Annotated in this window: 16 protein-coding genes; 11 read left to right on the top strand and 5 right to left on the bottom strand. The window is 49.8% G+C overall.

Annotation, left to right across the window (positions count from 1 at the left end; translation table 11 throughout):
• Positions 1 to 11 precede the first annotated feature (11 nt).
• The 7 genes from J2T14_RS01215 to J2T14_RS01185 all read left to right on the top strand — a co-directional run bounded on the left by J2T14_RS01215 (position 12) and on the right by J2T14_RS01185 (position 4,875).
• Positions 12 to 668, top strand: a complete 657-nt coding sequence (locus J2T14_RS01215; RefSeq protein ID WP_307467001.1) for a phosphatase PAP2 family protein — start codon at positions 12 to 14, stop codon at positions 666 to 668.
• A gap of 16 nt (positions 669 to 684) precedes the next feature.
• Positions 685 to 870 (top strand): hypothetical protein, encoded by a 186-nt coding sequence (locus J2T14_RS01210; protein ID WP_307201434.1) that lies wholly within the window; start codon positions 685 to 687, stop codon positions 868 to 870.
• 146 nt (positions 871 to 1,016) lie between these two features.
• Positions 1,017 to 1,265, top strand: coding sequence for a spore coat associated protein CotJA (locus J2T14_RS01205; RefSeq protein WP_307201432.1), 249 nt, complete (start codon positions 1,017 to 1,019; stop codon positions 1,263 to 1,265).
• Complete coding sequence (locus J2T14_RS01200) at positions 1,246 to 1,509, top strand: spore coat protein CotJB (protein ID WP_307201429.1); 264 nt, start codon at positions 1,246 to 1,248, stop codon at positions 1,507 to 1,509. Before J2T14_RS01205 ends, J2T14_RS01200 begins: the two co-directional genes overlap by 20 nt.
• Before the next feature lie 57 nt (positions 1,510 to 1,566).
• Positions 1,567 to 2,136, top strand: coding sequence for a manganese catalase family protein (locus tag J2T14_RS01195; protein ID WP_307466998.1), 570 nt, complete (start codon positions 1,567 to 1,569; stop codon positions 2,134 to 2,136).
• Between the two features lie 189 nt (positions 2,137 to 2,325).
• The gene (locus J2T14_RS01190; RefSeq protein ID WP_307466995.1) at positions 2,326 to 3,615 is read left to right on the top strand and encodes an ATP-binding protein; all 1,290 of its coding nucleotides are present in this window, start codon (positions 2,326 to 2,328) and stop codon (positions 3,613 to 3,615) included.
• A gap of 129 nt (positions 3,616 to 3,744) precedes the next feature.
• The gene (locus J2T14_RS01185) at positions 3,745 to 4,875 is read left to right on the top strand and encodes a polysaccharide deacetylase (protein ID WP_307466992.1); all 1,131 of its coding nucleotides are present in this window, start codon (positions 3,745 to 3,747) and stop codon (positions 4,873 to 4,875) included.
• Positions 4,876 to 4,964: 89 nt separating this feature from the next.
• On the opposite strand, the gene J2T14_RS01180 is transcribed toward J2T14_RS01185, so the two are convergent.
• The 3 genes from J2T14_RS01180 to J2T14_RS01170 all read right to left on the bottom strand — a co-directional run bounded on the left by J2T14_RS01180 (position 4,965) and on the right by J2T14_RS01170 (position 6,099).
• Positions 4,965 to 5,075, bottom strand: a complete 111-nt coding sequence (locus J2T14_RS01180) for a YjcZ family sporulation protein (protein WP_307201420.1) — start codon at positions 5,073 to 5,075, stop codon at positions 4,965 to 4,967.
• A 141-nt stretch (positions 5,076 to 5,216) separates the two neighbouring features.
• Positions 5,217 to 5,645, bottom strand: coding sequence for a VOC family protein (locus J2T14_RS01175; protein WP_307466989.1), 429 nt, complete (start codon positions 5,643 to 5,645; stop codon positions 5,217 to 5,219).
• 157 nt (positions 5,646 to 5,802) lie between these two features.
• Positions 5,803 to 6,099, bottom strand: a complete 297-nt coding sequence (locus tag J2T14_RS01170) for a hypothetical protein (protein WP_307201416.1) — start codon at positions 6,097 to 6,099, stop codon at positions 5,803 to 5,805.
• Between the two features lie 200 nt (positions 6,100 to 6,299).
• On the opposite strand from J2T14_RS01170, the gene J2T14_RS01165 reads away from it, so the two are divergent.
• Both J2T14_RS01165 and J2T14_RS01160 read left to right on the top strand, forming a co-directional pair.
• Positions 6,300 to 6,773: a heme-degrading domain-containing protein gene (locus tag J2T14_RS01165; RefSeq protein WP_307466986.1), complete on the top strand. Its 474-nt coding sequence runs from the start codon at positions 6,300 to 6,302 to the stop codon at positions 6,771 to 6,773.
• A 79-nt stretch (positions 6,774 to 6,852) separates the two neighbouring features.
• On the top strand, positions 6,853 to 8,241 hold the full coding sequence (locus tag J2T14_RS01160; RefSeq protein WP_307466984.1) for an MATE family efflux transporter: 1,389 nt from the start codon (positions 6,853 to 6,855) through the stop codon (positions 8,239 to 8,241).
• Between the two features lie 89 nt (positions 8,242 to 8,330).
• Here the strand turns inward: J2T14_RS01160 and uvrA are convergent, their stop codons facing one another.
• Entirely contained in the window at positions 8,331 to 10,835 is a 2,505-nt protein-coding gene (gene uvrA, locus J2T14_RS01155) for an excinuclease ABC subunit UvrA (protein ID WP_307466981.1), read from the bottom strand.
• A gap of 189 nt (positions 10,836 to 11,024) precedes the next feature.
• On the opposite strand from uvrA, the gene J2T14_RS01150 reads away from it, so the two are divergent.
• Positions 11,025 to 11,726: a MerR family DNA-binding transcriptional regulator gene (locus J2T14_RS01150; protein WP_307466978.1), complete on the top strand. Its 702-nt coding sequence runs from the start codon at positions 11,025 to 11,027 to the stop codon at positions 11,724 to 11,726.
• A gap of 37 nt (positions 11,727 to 11,763) precedes the next feature.
• Here the strand turns inward: J2T14_RS01150 and J2T14_RS01145 are convergent, their stop codons facing one another.
• Entirely contained in the window at positions 11,764 to 12,882 is a 1,119-nt protein-coding gene (locus J2T14_RS01145) for a mandelate racemase/muconate lactonizing enzyme family protein (protein WP_307466976.1), read from the bottom strand.
• 414 nt (positions 12,883 to 13,296) lie between these two features.
• On the opposite strand from J2T14_RS01145, the gene J2T14_RS01140 reads away from it, so the two are divergent.
• The gene (locus J2T14_RS01140) at positions 13,297 to 14,760 is read left to right on the top strand and encodes an RICIN domain-containing protein (RefSeq protein WP_307466972.1); all 1,464 of its coding nucleotides are present in this window, start codon (positions 13,297 to 13,299) and stop codon (positions 14,758 to 14,760) included.
• Positions 14,761 to 14,874: the final 114 nt, after the last annotated feature.

The raw sequence follows: 14,874 nt of genomic DNA, 5'->3' as shown, positions 1-14,874 counted from the left end.
CTTATGAATCAATGAAACGAACGATTTGGAGGCTGGTATTTATCCAGAAGCAGTTGAAAGGTTGGATTGTCGTACTAACGGCAGCTGTCGCGCTCTTCGCGTTACTTGCGTTAACGCTGCCGGGCAGCGGAGGGAGCGGGATGGATCAAAGCGTTCAGCGGGCAATGGCGAACCTAAGAAGCGATACGGCAACTTCGTTGTTCAAGCCGTTCTCTAATGTCGGGTCGACCGCGGCCATCGCAGTCATTACACTTCTCGCCTCGATTCTCATTGCTTGGAGACAAGGAATATGGAGGGGCGTATCCGTCATTGGATCGGTATTGGCTGCATTTATCCTTAACACTTTATTGAAAAAAGGGTTTGACCGAATTAGACCGGAGGACGCCTGGGGCATCACCGCTGACGGCGCGAGCTTTCCAAGCGGGAATGCGATGCTGGCCATCGTTATGTTCGGCATGATTGCAATATCCGCAGCGCAATCGCGATCCGCAAGCAAGGGGATCAAATGGGTTGTCTGTACGGCTGCGGTTATCGTCATAGCGATGATGGGGCTTAGCCGCGTTTATTTTAACGTCCATTACACATCGGACATTATCGGCGGCTTTGCGGCTGGACTAGCCGTTATATCCGTTGCGCAGGCTGTAATGCTGTTGGCAAACAAAAAGTAAAGAGGTGTACATACCAATGATGAGCTTTGAATGCGAATGCGGCAATACGACCCGGTTCTTCGCCACGGGAGATCGGGACGAGCAGGGGAGAGAGTACGTCGAGGTGGAGGACGAGGATCGGCTTGCCGTAATATTCGGGGATGACAGCGTGTTGTTTCGATGCAAGTTCTGCAGCTACACCTATCGTTTGCAAAAATTTTAAAGCGGAATGATACAACTTTATGAGGGAATGATATCCCAACCGTCTGCGGCTTCGGTACCGTGGACGGTTTTTTCTTTTGGTCATTACTGCCAAGCCGTTGATCATATATTGTTCCGAAGTCCAAAGCGCGAGAGGAGACTGCGAACGTGAAAGACGATCAGGTACGATATTATGCGCCTTATATCGGTCCTTTTGATCCATGCCCGCCGATTCGGATTAAGAGCTATAATGTACCTCCGCAATTGTTCATTCCATTTCAACCGCCCAATCTTCAGCAATTCCAGCCGGCCGATGCATTAAGACTCGGCACGTTATGGCCTGCTCTGTACAGTCCTTACAGCTCCAAGCAATCCAGAATCGAAGAAGGTGATAACGATGCAGAAGCAACTGGATGAAGAGTATTACAGGCTGCTCCACGAGCTGCAAGCCGTCGATTTTGTACTGGTAGAGCTTAACTTGTATTTAGATACGCATCCCTGGGATACGCAAGCCATCCAACAATTTAATCATTGTTCGCAGAATAGAAGACAGCTCGCCCAGCAATTCGAATCCATGTACGGTCCGTTAATGAATTTTGGACATAGCTATTCCGGGGCGCCTTGGCAGTGGAACGATGCACCTTGGCCTTGGCAAGTGTGAAACGGGTTGGTTGATTGCACGGGTAAGCGAGATCGGGTCAAGGAGGGACGATAGTCGATGTGGGTGTATGAGAAAAAACTGCAGTATCCGGTTCGAGTCAGCAAATGCGATCCGTTGATGGCGAAGTTTCTGATGGAGCAGTACGGCGGGGCGGACGGCGAGCTTGCCGCAGCGCTGCGTTATTTGAATCAACGGTATTCGATTCCGGATAAAGTCATCGGATTGTTGACGGACATAGGGACGGAGGAGTTCGCGCATCTCGAGATGATCGCCACGATGATCTACAAGCTGACGAAGGACGCCACGCCGGATCAGCTAAGGGCTGCAGGGCTCGGCGATCATTACGCTGCGCATGACAATGCATTGTTCTATCAAAACGCATCCGGCGTTCCTTGGACCGCTTCTTACATCCAAGCCAAAGGCGATCCGATCGCCGATCTTTACGAGGATATCGCTGCGGAGGAGAAAGCAAGAGCTACTTATCAATGGTTGATTGATTTAACGGACGATGTTGACCTGCAGGACAGTCTGAAGTTTCTGCGAGAACGCGAGATCGTTCATTCCCTTCGATTCCGCGAAGCGGTAGAGATATTGAAGGAGAAGCGGGACGAGAAAATTTACTACTAGCTTGAGGCGGAGATGTCCAGACAAGCGAATCTGCTTGCATGGGCATTTTTAATTTCTACAAATTTCATCGTTTTTTTTATTAAAGCGGATTTCTATTTGGTGTAAATATGATATTATATCTTTGATAGAGGCGGTACTTTAGATCTACTATATCTATGGGTTGGATATGGGAGGTACTATATTCTGGCTATGATGAACCAATTGTTAATCCACGTCATTATCATATTGTTTCCGATATTCATTAATCAATTCTTTTATGCGACCAAACGAAGCCATGCTAGAAACAACTTTTATTACATAATGAACGGTCTATTATTCGGTTTGTCTTCCGTGCTGTGCATGTCCTTGTCCATTACGGTTATTGACGGGTTTGAATGGGACTTGCGGATTATTCCGATTATACTTGCGATTTTATATGGGGGACGCCATTATTGGTCTGGGATAACGGCCTTGGCAATGATGTTCGTCTTCCGCATCGCGGTTGGAGGCGACGATATCGTTTTCGCGCTTGCCGTCTTTATCCTGTTTGCGCTTCCGTGTTTTTGGATCGCCAAATCTTTTTACGCTTATAGTCCAAAAAAACGGGTCTATACGGGCATATGGCTTACGTTATATTCGAATGCGATCATTAGTTGCCTTTTATTTTTTTACGCGTCGTTGATGCGTTATGAGTTAAGCTTGAAGGCGGACGGTGTCATTCACTTCATCATGATGGAGTTGCTTTCGTTTTTCAGTATAATCGTAGCGTCTCTCCTGTACGAAAATATGATCGAGAAGCAGGCCATGCGCCATGAACTGGAACAAAATGAAAAGCTGAAGATCGTCAGCCAATTGGCCGCTTCCGTAGCGCATGAGGTAAGGAATCCGCTTACGGTAGTGAAGGGCTTCCTTCAATTGTTCAAGGAGAATGCCGATGAGAGCAAAAAAAACTATTTGCAAATCGCGCTCTCGGAGCTTGAGCGTGCCGAACTTATCATTACGGATTATTTGAACCTCGCCAAGCCGCATTCCGAACATTTGGAGACGGTTTATGTACCGGATTTTCTGCACCATACGGTTGAAATGATGTACTCTTACGGCCTCATCAAAAATGTCGAGATCAAGCTTGTCATAAGCTTCGCCGACAAGGAGCTTTACATAACGGCCGATAAGACAAAGCTGTCGCAGGTCATTATTAATTTGATCAAAAACGGCGTTGAAGCAATAACCAAATCGGGCACCGTCACCGTTAGCGGCAGCAGGGATGCGCATACGGTCGTCATCGAGGTTGCCGATACGGGGGCTGGCATGTCGGAGGAGACGATCGCGAATATCGGGACTCCCTTCTTCACGACGAAAGAGAGCGGTACAGGCCTAGGAACGCTTGTGTCGATCAGGATCGTTGAGGCTATGAGCGGAAAGATTAGCTTTGCGAGCAAACCGGGCAAAGGGACGACGGTGACATTGAAGTTTCCGGCTGTAACCCCTATTGACAAATAAGCAAAAGGCTGTTTTTGTTCGCCGTTCGTGAACGAAGACAGCCTTCTTTTCTATGCACAGCCGATGGTATGCGTGTAGTGGTTCGTATCTATTGCGATCGGGTATGGATAGAAAAGGAGGGATAGAGTCATGAAAAGGTATAAACGATGGATTTTATTGTTGATTATTGGAGCAGCATGGATGTTCGTGCAGACGTATAATGTCCATGCGGCAGGGAGCTTACCTCCGTATATAGCCGTTAACGACAATGTAATCGACTTTGGCAATGCGCCGCCCGAAGCGCATTCGAACAACATTTATGTAGCTGCCAGAGTCATAGCGAATGCGATGCAAATCGATCTGCGACTCGAGGACAACCAAGTTCTTCTCGAAAAAGGCGGTACCAAGTTGATTATCAATCCGGGCGAGAAATATGCCGTTTCCGTTACTGGGGAAATCATACGGCTTCAAACGTACACGCGACATGACAGATTGATGATTCCGCTGTCGCTTATCACAACCAGCTTCGGCTATCGTCATGTTCTCTATAGCGAAGCTCCTATTATTCGAGCTAAAAATAATGATGCCGAACTGAGCGACGAACAGTTTCTTAAGCAAGAGAGAAGGTTGGTCGAGCAATCGCGTCTAGCCGCGATTGAGGCGGCCCGCAAACCTATTTACTTGACATTTGACGATGGGCCAACAGGAAGCACACCAAAGTTACTAGATATACTAGGCAAATATAAAGCAAAGGCAACGTTTTTTTTATTAGGCAATGGCATAATAAAATATCCGGAATCCGTTAAGAGACTTGTCAAGGAAGGACATCGGCCGGCTCTGCACGGAGTGACGCATGTGAAGGACAAGTTCTATGAGTCTCCTTCATCCGCGTACTTGGAAATGGAACATGCGAACAAATATTTACTAAGCGCATCGGGCGTGAAGTCGACGTTAATTCGAACGCCGTATGGCAGCAAGCCTTACTTTACGGATAAGTACCGCGATGCAACTGCTGCTGCAGGGTATCACCTATGGGATTGGAATGTCGATTCGAAGGATTGGGAGTACAGAACCGATTCCGGCAAAATGATTCGTCACGTAATGAGCGAAGTGGCGGCAATTCAGAAGGAAGGCGAGGCGCCGGTCGTATTGCTGCACGACCGACCGACTACGATAGCGGCGATGCCTAGCCTTTTGGCAAGGCTTCACGATGCCGGATACCGCTTTGAACCGCTTCGTTCAGACATGATGCCGGTTAACTTTTGGCAGGACTTGCGATAGCAACAAAAAAACAGTCCGTTCCTCGGAAGGGGAGCGGACTGTTTCCCTGTTTGTTTCGGTTCTTAATGTCACTTATTCAGGTATTCGTCTTAGTATCTGCCGCCGAATACTCCACAGCTGCAAGCTATGATTACCAACAAAATGAAGAGAACCAGGATCGTACCCGTGTTCGTGAAGGCACCGCCAACATAACCGGACATTATTCATGCACCTCCTTGCGTATTGAGTACACCATATCTTATGCACCGCATGTTCGTACGGATTGGGTGTTTGCAGGGGGACAAATGCCTTTATTGCATTTGTCGGGGCATGATCGTTGTACGGCAGCTTAAAGTTATCTTTTAACCGAAAGTCTCACCGGAATCCAAGTTGAATTGCCATTCGATGCCGAAGCGGTCGCGAACGCTGCCGTATAATTTGCTCCAGAACGTTTCTTGAAGCTCCATCACGACAGTGCCGCCTTCCTTCAGTTTATGGAACGCAGACGTGATGGTCTCCGGATCTTTATGTACGAGAGCGAGGCTGAAGTTATTGCCTTGAGTGAACGGCATGCCCGGGAACACATCGGAGAACATGACATTGCTTCCGTAGATGTTAAGTCTCGTATGCATAACGTTGTTCTTGGCCTCATCCGGAAGAGGATAATCCGGGTGCGGCGGCGACTCGCCGAATGTCATAATATGCGGCTGTTCCAAACCAAACACCTCTGCATAAAAAGTTACCGCTTCACGAGTGTTGCCGTTAAAATTCAGATACACGTCGACGGACATTGTAATCGCTCCTTTAATCTAATTAGGTTATGGGCACTACGTTAAATATTGTAACAATATTAGGCTAAAAATACAAAAAAGAGAGCAGGAGATCGATATCGATTCCCTGCTCTCTATGTAAGAGAGCCTGAATGATCAGGCTCCCCCGCTCAGAACATTAGCAATAAGGCTTCCATTTGCTGTGATGTTCTTTTTTCTTCCAGCAAGGCTGAACTTTCATACCGCAAGAACTCTCTTTTTTGCCGTAGAAGTGATGCGCTTTCTTACAGCCGAAAGTTTCTTTCTTGCCGTAGAAGTGATGCTCTTTCTTGCCGTAGCAGGAATGTTCTTTCATTCCGTAGGAAGGACGCTCTTTTTTACAGCCGAAAGTTTCTTTCTTGCCGTAGCCGGAGTGCAATTTCTTCCACGATTTTTTGTACACTGGTTTAAAGCATTTTTTAACGTAGTATCCCATTCTTATCTCCTCCTTCTTTAGAAGATAATGCAGTTTATTCGAGTGGTGATAGATTCGATTGGACGAGTGCGTTGAATAGATCAAAATAGGTTTGTAATGATAGATTCATATACCGATTTCTATTTTCCTTCCGATTTAACGGCTAAAAAGGTATAATGTATAGGGTTGTACTACATAGCGAAAAGAAGGAAGGGCTTCATTTGGAGAATAATTATGAGCGATTATTAGCACAATTGCTGCAGCAGGAATCCGATTTACAGTTCTCCGCCTTCACGAATCAGACGGCAGTTGAAATCGGAAGCGCCATACTTTCGAAAGCGCAGAGCGAGAACAAGCTTATCGCCGTCGATATTAGAAAGAACGGACAGCTGCTTTTCCATGCCAAGATGGATGGAACGGGCGCTGGTCACGATCGTTGGATCGAGCGAAAAAATAACGTTGTCAAACATTTTGGGCATAGCTCCTATTATATGCATGTGTTGTACAAATCCTGGAACACGAATGTGAAGGACAGCGAATATCTCGATCCGATGGAATACGCAACGGAAGGCGGCAGCTTCCCGATTCTGATTAAGAATGCAGGTGCTGTCGGAACGATTGCCGTATCCGGGCTGGAAGGCCATTTGGACCATGAAATGATAACGGCAACGCTTGAGAAGCTATTGAAATCGTAGATAACACGGCAATCATAAGAAGACACTAACAGCGCTGTTAGTGTCTTCGTTAACTTCCATAGAAAAGAATGTGATCCGATTGATACCGCTTAGATTGCGAACGCAGATGAATGCTTATTTGAATAAATATTTGACAGGCGAGTCGATGGATTACAAGCAGATCATCGGTTTGTATATTCCGATTCTAATCGATCAGGCATTCATCGTCGGCCTGAACCTCGTCAACACGGCGATGATCAGCTCCTCGGGCGTTTCGGCGGTGAGCGCGGTCAATATGGTCGATTCCTTGAACTTATTTCTGATCCATATTTTCGTTGCCGTAGCAACCGGGGGTACGGTCGTCGTGGCGCAATATAAGGGGAGCGGGAACGACCAGATGGTTGCTCGCGCCACGACGGGCAGCATCGCTTCCGTCTCCATGTTGTCTCTCGTAATCGGACTGCTCATTATCGCGCTGCATAATCCGCTGCTTCGACTCCTGTTCGGATCGGCGTCGGCGGAAGTATTGGACAGCGCTAAAGTGTATCTCATCGGCAGCGGCATCTCGTTCCTTGGCCTGGCGATCGTTCAAGCCGTTTGCGGCGCGCTTAGAGGAGTCGGGAAGAGCCGGGCTTCACTCGCGCTTTCTTTAATTATGAACCTGCTGTACGTGCTGCTCAACATCGTGTTCATAACGATGCTCCATATGGGCGTCATGGGGATGACCATTGCGATCAATATAGCTAGATTCGCCGGAGCGGCCTGCGCGATCTACTATTTGTTCAAAATGGACGAGACGATGCATTTGCGTATCCGAGATATGTTCCACGTCCCCTTGACGATGCTGAGAAAAATGATGTCCATCGGATTGCCGTTCGCCGCGGAGCAGATGTTCTTCAACGGAGGCAAGTTGCTGACCCAAGTGTTCATCGTCAGCCTTGGCACTTATGCGATCGCGACGAATGCGATTGCCTCCGTGCTCACTGGCGTCCTGCAAATTCCGGCCGCCGCATTATCCTTGACGATCGTTACCGTGGTCGGTCAGTGCATCGGACGAGGCAATATCGAGGATGCGCGCAAGTTCGTCCGATCCTTTTTGTGGATCGCTTCTTTCCTGTTAGTGTTGACGGGCATTATTCTAATGCCGTTCTATCACTTATTGGTTGGCTTGTTCGATCCGCCTGGCGAGATCGTCGACGATATTTTCTGGGTGCTGCTTTTGACGGCCATCGTGCAAGTTCCGCTGTGGGCGATGAGCTTCATCTTGCCGTCAGCACTGCGGGCAGCAGGCGATTCTCGGTTCACCTCCATATCCTCGATGCTAAGCATGTGGCTGTTCCGCGTCATCCTGGGCTATCTGCTAGGGATCACGGCCGGCTGGGGCATTATGGGCGTCTGGATAGCGATGAACGGCGAATGGGGCGTGCGCGGGGCGATCTTCCTCTGGCGCTTCCGCGGGAAGAAGTGGTATGAGCATAAGCTCATCTAACGAAACAAAAATAGGCGTCAGGCTCTGCGCCTGACGTCTATTTTTGTTTCAAGCTTCTAATTATAAAGGTCTCTTTTATATTTGATTGATTACCGCAGCGCTTCCCGTAAATAACGCCCGGTGTGGGAGGCGTCGACCTTGGCGACCGCTTCCGGCGTGCCTTCGGCAACGACTTCGCCGCCTTCATGTCCGCCTTCGGGACCGATATCGACGATCCAGTCGCATTCGCGGATAACGTCGAGGTTATGCTCGACAACGATGACGGTATTGCCGGCGTCGACCAGTTTATTGAGCAGCAGGAGCAGCTGCTTCGTATCGCGCGGATGGAGTCCGGTTGAAGGCTCGTCCAGCAAATACAACGTATGCTGCTTCGATTTGCCGCTCAATTCCTTCGCCAGGCGAATTCGCTGGCCTTCGCCGCCGGACAACGTCACGATGGATTGACCCCAATGCAAATAACCAAGACCAACCTCGTTCAAGAGGGAGATAGGCGCATCCATTTTTGCTTGGCCCTCTAGCAGCTGCAGGCTCTCTTGAACGGTAAGGTCGAGCAGGTCCGATATCGACATTCCTCTGTAGGCAACTCGCAGCACCTCTTCCTTGAACCGCTTGCCTCGGCATACGGGACAGCGAACCTCCAAGCCCGGAAGGAAGAACATATCCATCGGGACGAGGCCGAGACCTTGGCAATGCTCGCAGCGGCCGCCCGGCGTGTTGAACGAGAAGTGCTTGGACGTCAGTCCGGCTTGCTTCGCTTCCGGCAAAGCGGCATACAGGTTGCGCATCGCGGTAAAGACATCGGTATACGTCGCGACATTGGAGCGGCTCATTCTGCCGAGCGGCGATTGGTCGACGGTTACGATATTGCCGATGACATCGAAGCCGGTAATGCTGGCGCAGCCGCTCCGCTTCAGATCGTCGCTGCCACCCGCGGCTAAGAGATCGAACAGCAACGTTGATTTGCCGGAGCCGGATACCCCCGTAACGGCAACAAGACAGCCTAACGGGAACGAAACGTCGATATGCTTCAGATTCCGCTCATAAGCATCGCGGACAGACAGCCATTGCCCATTCCCGCTTCGTCTTGTCGGCGGTGTCTTCCTGGCTTCCGATTCGCGCAAGAACGCGCCGGTCACCGAATGCTCGTTATTCAAAAGCTGTTCCAGCGTTCCTTCGCCAACGACGCTGCCGCCGAAGCTTCCGGCTCCCGGTCCCATATCGATCACATGGTCGGCTGCTTTCATCATCTCGACATCATGCTCGATTACAAGCACCGTATTGCCCAGATCTCTAAGCTGCCCAAGCACTTGAATTAAGCCAGCCGTATCCTTCGGATGCAATCCGGCCGTCGGCTCGTCCAAAATGTACAGTACGCCGGTCAAGCCCGAACCGAGAATGGAGGCGAGCCTAAGCCGCTGCGCTTCTCCGCCTGACAACGTTACCGACTGGCGGTTAAGGGTCAGGTAGCCGAGACCGACGTTAACGATCCGTTTCGTCCGGACGGTTAAATCATGCAGCATCGATTCGATCTGTTCCCGATCGTCCGGTCCAAGGCCATCCATCAGCTTATCCAGCCAAGATACCGTATCTTGCAGCGCCCAGCCAGCGATATCCGAGATGGAAGATCCGCCGACCGTTACGTCGCGGATCTCCTTCTTGAGCTTGGCGCCATGACAGGCTTCGCAGAGCTGTTCTCGGAATAGGGCTGCTTCGCCCGATTCGCCGCCTTTCTCCTTGTATCGACGCCATATTCCCGTTACGACGCCTTCGAACTTGCCGCCGTTCACCGTCTTCGGCGGCTTGACATCCGGGAAGTGCCGGATGAACGCTTCGCTTTCGACCCCGTAATACAACAGGTCTCTCTGGGCTTCGCTATATGCTTTAATCGCCTGCTCATTATCGAAGGGAGGCAAACCATAATGCTCGGCCGCTGCCTTCAGAACGGAGGTATGGTAGTTGGCCAGCATCTCGAACCAGATCGTCACACCGCCGCCGAGAACGCTCTTCTCCTGATCGAATACGGCGTCCAGGTCCAAGCTTACCGTATGGCCGAGTCCGCCGCATGTCTCGCAGGCGCCGTCCGGCGTGTTGTAGGAGAAATGTCTGCGCGTCCATCGTTCCATCTCGCCATGGCAATGCGGACAGCGGACCGCTGCATGGCTTGTTGCTTCTTCGTCGCCGTCATGCGACGAAACTTCCGATTCGGTTGAAGGACTTGGCACGAATCTCGTCCCGCAATGCGCACAGGCGCGCTCGCCCAGCTTTTCATAGATAACGCGCAAATACGTATAAATATCCGTCACGGTGCCGACTGTCGATCTCGGGTTGCGGTTCGTCACATGCTGTCCGACGCTAATCGAAGGGGAGAGGCCGATGATCGCGTCGACCTTCGGTTTGGCCAGCGATTCAGAGGTCATCCCCATCGATTCCATGTATTGGCGCTGGCACTCCCGCTGCAGCGTATCCATGGCAAGCGTCGATTTCCCTGAGCCCGAAGGACCGGTAAGCACGACCAGCTTATACTTTGGAATGTTTAGCGTAACGTTTTTGAGATTATTTTCCCGGGCGCCCCTAATTTCAATCCTATCGTTCAAATTAGTACCTCCATCAAACTAGATTGGTTATATAATGAACCTTGCTCCTCCTTCGATTGTTTGATACCTTAATCTTATAACATTCAAGCAAATGATAAGGTTATACTCACGAAAAGTCAGTGGCAGTGATAATTGATGCGAAAAGTTTATTGTCGCAATTGAAGGTTACGCTTTAGGGGGCTTCGAAAAATGAGACCGATCGATATTGCCAAAAAACTGAACATCAGCACGAGCGCGCTTAGACACTATGAATCATGGGGCGTGCTGCCGCCCGTGGAGCGGGGAGCCAATGGTTATCGGAATTATACGGAGCTGCACTTTGCCTACTTCGAATGCATTCGTACGATGAACGAGGGCTTCGGCATGACGACAACCGTAGAAGTATTGAAGCTGTTGCTAAGCAATCATGTCGATGAAGCGCTGTGGATTGTGAACTTGGCTCAGGCGTCGCTTCAGAGCGATAAATTAATGGCCGAGAAAACGATCGAGGCGCTCGATGCCAAAGAGCTCGATAACCTCGATCGATGGGGAAGAAGAAAGTGGATGTCGATCGGCGAAGTATCGAAAGCAACGTCGGTGCCGGCCTCGGCGATTCGGCATTGGGAGAAAATGGGCCTCATCACCGTGGCGCGCAATGACGAGAATGGATACCGGATATTCAGCCCGACGCAAATCAGGCAAATTCTCATCATCGGCACGTTGCGGACGGCCGTTTGGTCGCTGGATACGATCAAGCAGGTCATTCACGAGCTCGATCACAATAACATCGAGCAGGCTAGACGCATCGCGAAGGATTCCTTGCGGTTCCTGAACAAGATTAACCGCAACCGAATGAAAGGCATCCGGTATTTATATCGCTTGATTGAATGGGAGGAAGGAAGTATATCTTGACCGCATCTTCCTTACCTGCGTGTCTCTACTCGCGGATTCACTCGTAGCTGCTGCCATCCCATTTATAATAATGCAATTTCTCCATATCCAAATCTACTCCTATGCCCGTCCCATCGGGAATGGCAACTTCCCCTTGCGAAGGTCGAAGAGGAATTAATTCCGTAAATGGATTGTCCATGACATCCCATTCGACAGGATCAACCTGTTCCGGCTTCATCTTGCTCCATGGGACGAGGCATGCTTGGGCAAACATGGCGTACAACCTTGTCAGCGCACCGTCATATGCATGAGGAGATGTTCGTACGCCATAGCAATTGGCCATACTCAAAACAGCCCAATATTCATCCATTCCCGTCAGGTGCAACATATCGGGCGTGACAATATCTAACGACTGATGCGTAAGGAGCGGGAGGAAATCCGAGGCAAGCTTCATATCCTCGCCCCCGGCTATCGGCAACGCCAATCTCTGACGCAGTAAACCGTAATTGAAAGTCTCTTGAATAGGCAGAGGCTCTTCAAGCCACATGATGTTGGAAAACTGCTCGAACTCGGGATTCCAGCGGCAAGCGGTCGAAAGATCATAGCTCCCGTTGGCGTCCAATGCGATTTTCACTTCGCCTTGCAGCAGCGATTGCGCTTCTCGTATATGCTTCTGATCTTCCTTTACCGTCTTACCTCCGATTTTCAGTTTGATATGTTCGAATCCCGTTTGAACGGCTTCTTCAATCGCATGCAAGGATTGCTTGCGCCAATCCGAATGTTCGGAATAGGATTGAAAGGACGCATAGACGAGAACGGTGTCCCGCAGCTTTCCTCCCCACAGGTCGCAGATCGATATGCCGCAGCTCTTCGCGAAAATTTCCGTTAATGCCATGCTTACCGCCGATGCGGCGCGCGAATGCCACTTGGCAACGGTCTGAACCAGCCGCGTTCGCTCTGTCGCCTTTTTGCCGATTAAGAAAGGAATGATTCTTTCGTCAAAACCTTTCTGCAGCGTCGGCAGCCAATCGATGCATTCGCCCCAGCCATCTATCCCCGAGTCGGTTGTGATTCGAATATAAAAAGCCGTTCGGTACGACTTGATGCCGTTGGCATCTCCATAGGGCTGTGCGATGGAATAATACAGCGGATAAGTATCAATGTTGCGTATAAGCAAGGGAAGACCTCCAAGTATCTCTTTTTCTTAATATGCCTCAAGAGACATGGTGTCAAACCTTTACATATTCGGTTCCCGCTGCGGGAATAATGACAACTTGAATACGTAAGGAAAGGAGAATTAACGATATGGCGAACAAGTCGACGCAGCAGAAAGGCAATCCCGGCAATAACAAGGATTCCGAAGTGGCAGAATCGAAGAAAAACAACAAATAAGCCCGAAGAGATGCTTTTTCACAAACGCGTTTAGGAAAAATGGAGCCGCGCACTGCGCGGCTTTTGTTATTTCTTTTCTTTTGTTCGAAATGATCGAATTTTTCACTAAAGTTCCAATTGTATTATTTCAGGAAATGAATGGCAGACGTATAATCATTTTTGTAAGCGCTTAACTAAATCGTGAAGGGAGATTTGATTAATGTTACTTGAACGGTTGAAATCGCGCAAAAAAATGTTACTATGCCTGTTGCTTCTGGTGCTGCTTGCAGGTTCTCTAGGGTTGTCGCAGTTTCCTTCGACCGCAGAAGCGGCAAACGTGAACGTGACGAGCGGCGTCCAGTTTACAGACACAAGCGGTAATGTCGTACACGCGCATGGCGGCGGCATGCTTAAGCATGGAAATTATTATTATTGGCTGGGTGAAAATCGCGATGGAACAAATTTAGTATCCCTATACCGCTCTACCGATTTGAAAAATTGGGAATTCAGAGCCCACTTGCTGAGCAAAAGCATGGGCGGAGAGCTTGCTACGGCTAATATCGAGCGGCCTAAGCTGCTCTACAACAGCTCGACCGGCAAGTTCGTTATGTGGATGCACAAGGAGAATGGGGTAGATTACGGGGAGGCGAGGGTTGCCGTTGCTTCATCCTCATCGATCGAAGGACCTTATTCGTATCACGGCAGCTTCCGTCCTTTGGACAAAGATTCGAGAGACATGACCGTTTACAACGACAACGGCACAGCCTATCTGCTATCATCTACCCGCGTTAACGCGGATATGAATATTTTCAGGCTGACTCCGGATTTCCTTGGCGTAGAATCCCTCGTCCATACGCTCTGGGTCGGGTCATACCGGGAAGCGCCTGCCATTTTCAAACGAGGCTCGACTTATTTCATGATTACTTCCGGAGCTACGGGCTGGAATCCGAACCAAGCCAAATACGCTACAGCTTCCAGTATTGAAGGGACATGGTCCAATCCGGTCAACTTCGGCGATTCCGTCACGTACAGCTCGCAGTCGACCTATGTCATTCCGGTGGTCGGCAGCCAAGCGACTTCCTATCTCTTTATGAGCGACCGCTGGGCCGGCGCTTGGGGGGAGCCGGTCAACAATTCCCAGTACGTATGGCTTCCGCTTTCTTTCCCGACGAACACGACGCTGCAGATGGACTGGTATCCGAGCATCGATATCGACACGGCAACGGGTGTCATTGCGGGGAACAGCGGCGGAGGCATCTTCGATCCCGCCAAAAGATACAAGATCGTCAACGTTAGCAGCGGCAGGGTGCTTGATGTAGCCGGCCAATCGACCGCTAATAATGCAGCTATCCAAATCTATAACGATTGGGGCGGCAACAACCAGAAGTGGAACATACAAGCCGTAGGCAATTACTTCAAGATTGTTAATGTAAACAGCGGCAAGGTGGCCGATGTAGCCAATTCTTCGACGGCCAATAACGGCAGCGTCATTCAGTATACCTACTCGGGCGGGAACAACCAGCAGTGGACGTTCACGTATGTCGGAAACAACTCGTACCGGATCATTAACCGCAATAGCGGCAAATCGTTAGATGCCAGCGGGACTGCCAATAATTCGGCCGTCATACAATACGACTACTGGGGCGGAGCCAATCAGAAATGGCAGATTGTCGAAGTGAATTAATCGGAAACGAAGAGAGCGGCCAATCAGGCCGCTCTTTTTTTGTATCCGCTCGATTGATACAATAAATCAAACATATTTACAACACGGATCATACAAATGAACCCTACCGTTGTC

Source organism: Paenibacillus harenae (genome assembly GCF_030812415.1).
Lineage (GTDB): Bacteria > Bacillota > Bacilli > Paenibacillales > Paenibacillaceae > Pristimantibacillus > Pristimantibacillus harenae_A.
This window is presented reverse-complemented; position numbering and strand designations above follow the sequence as displayed.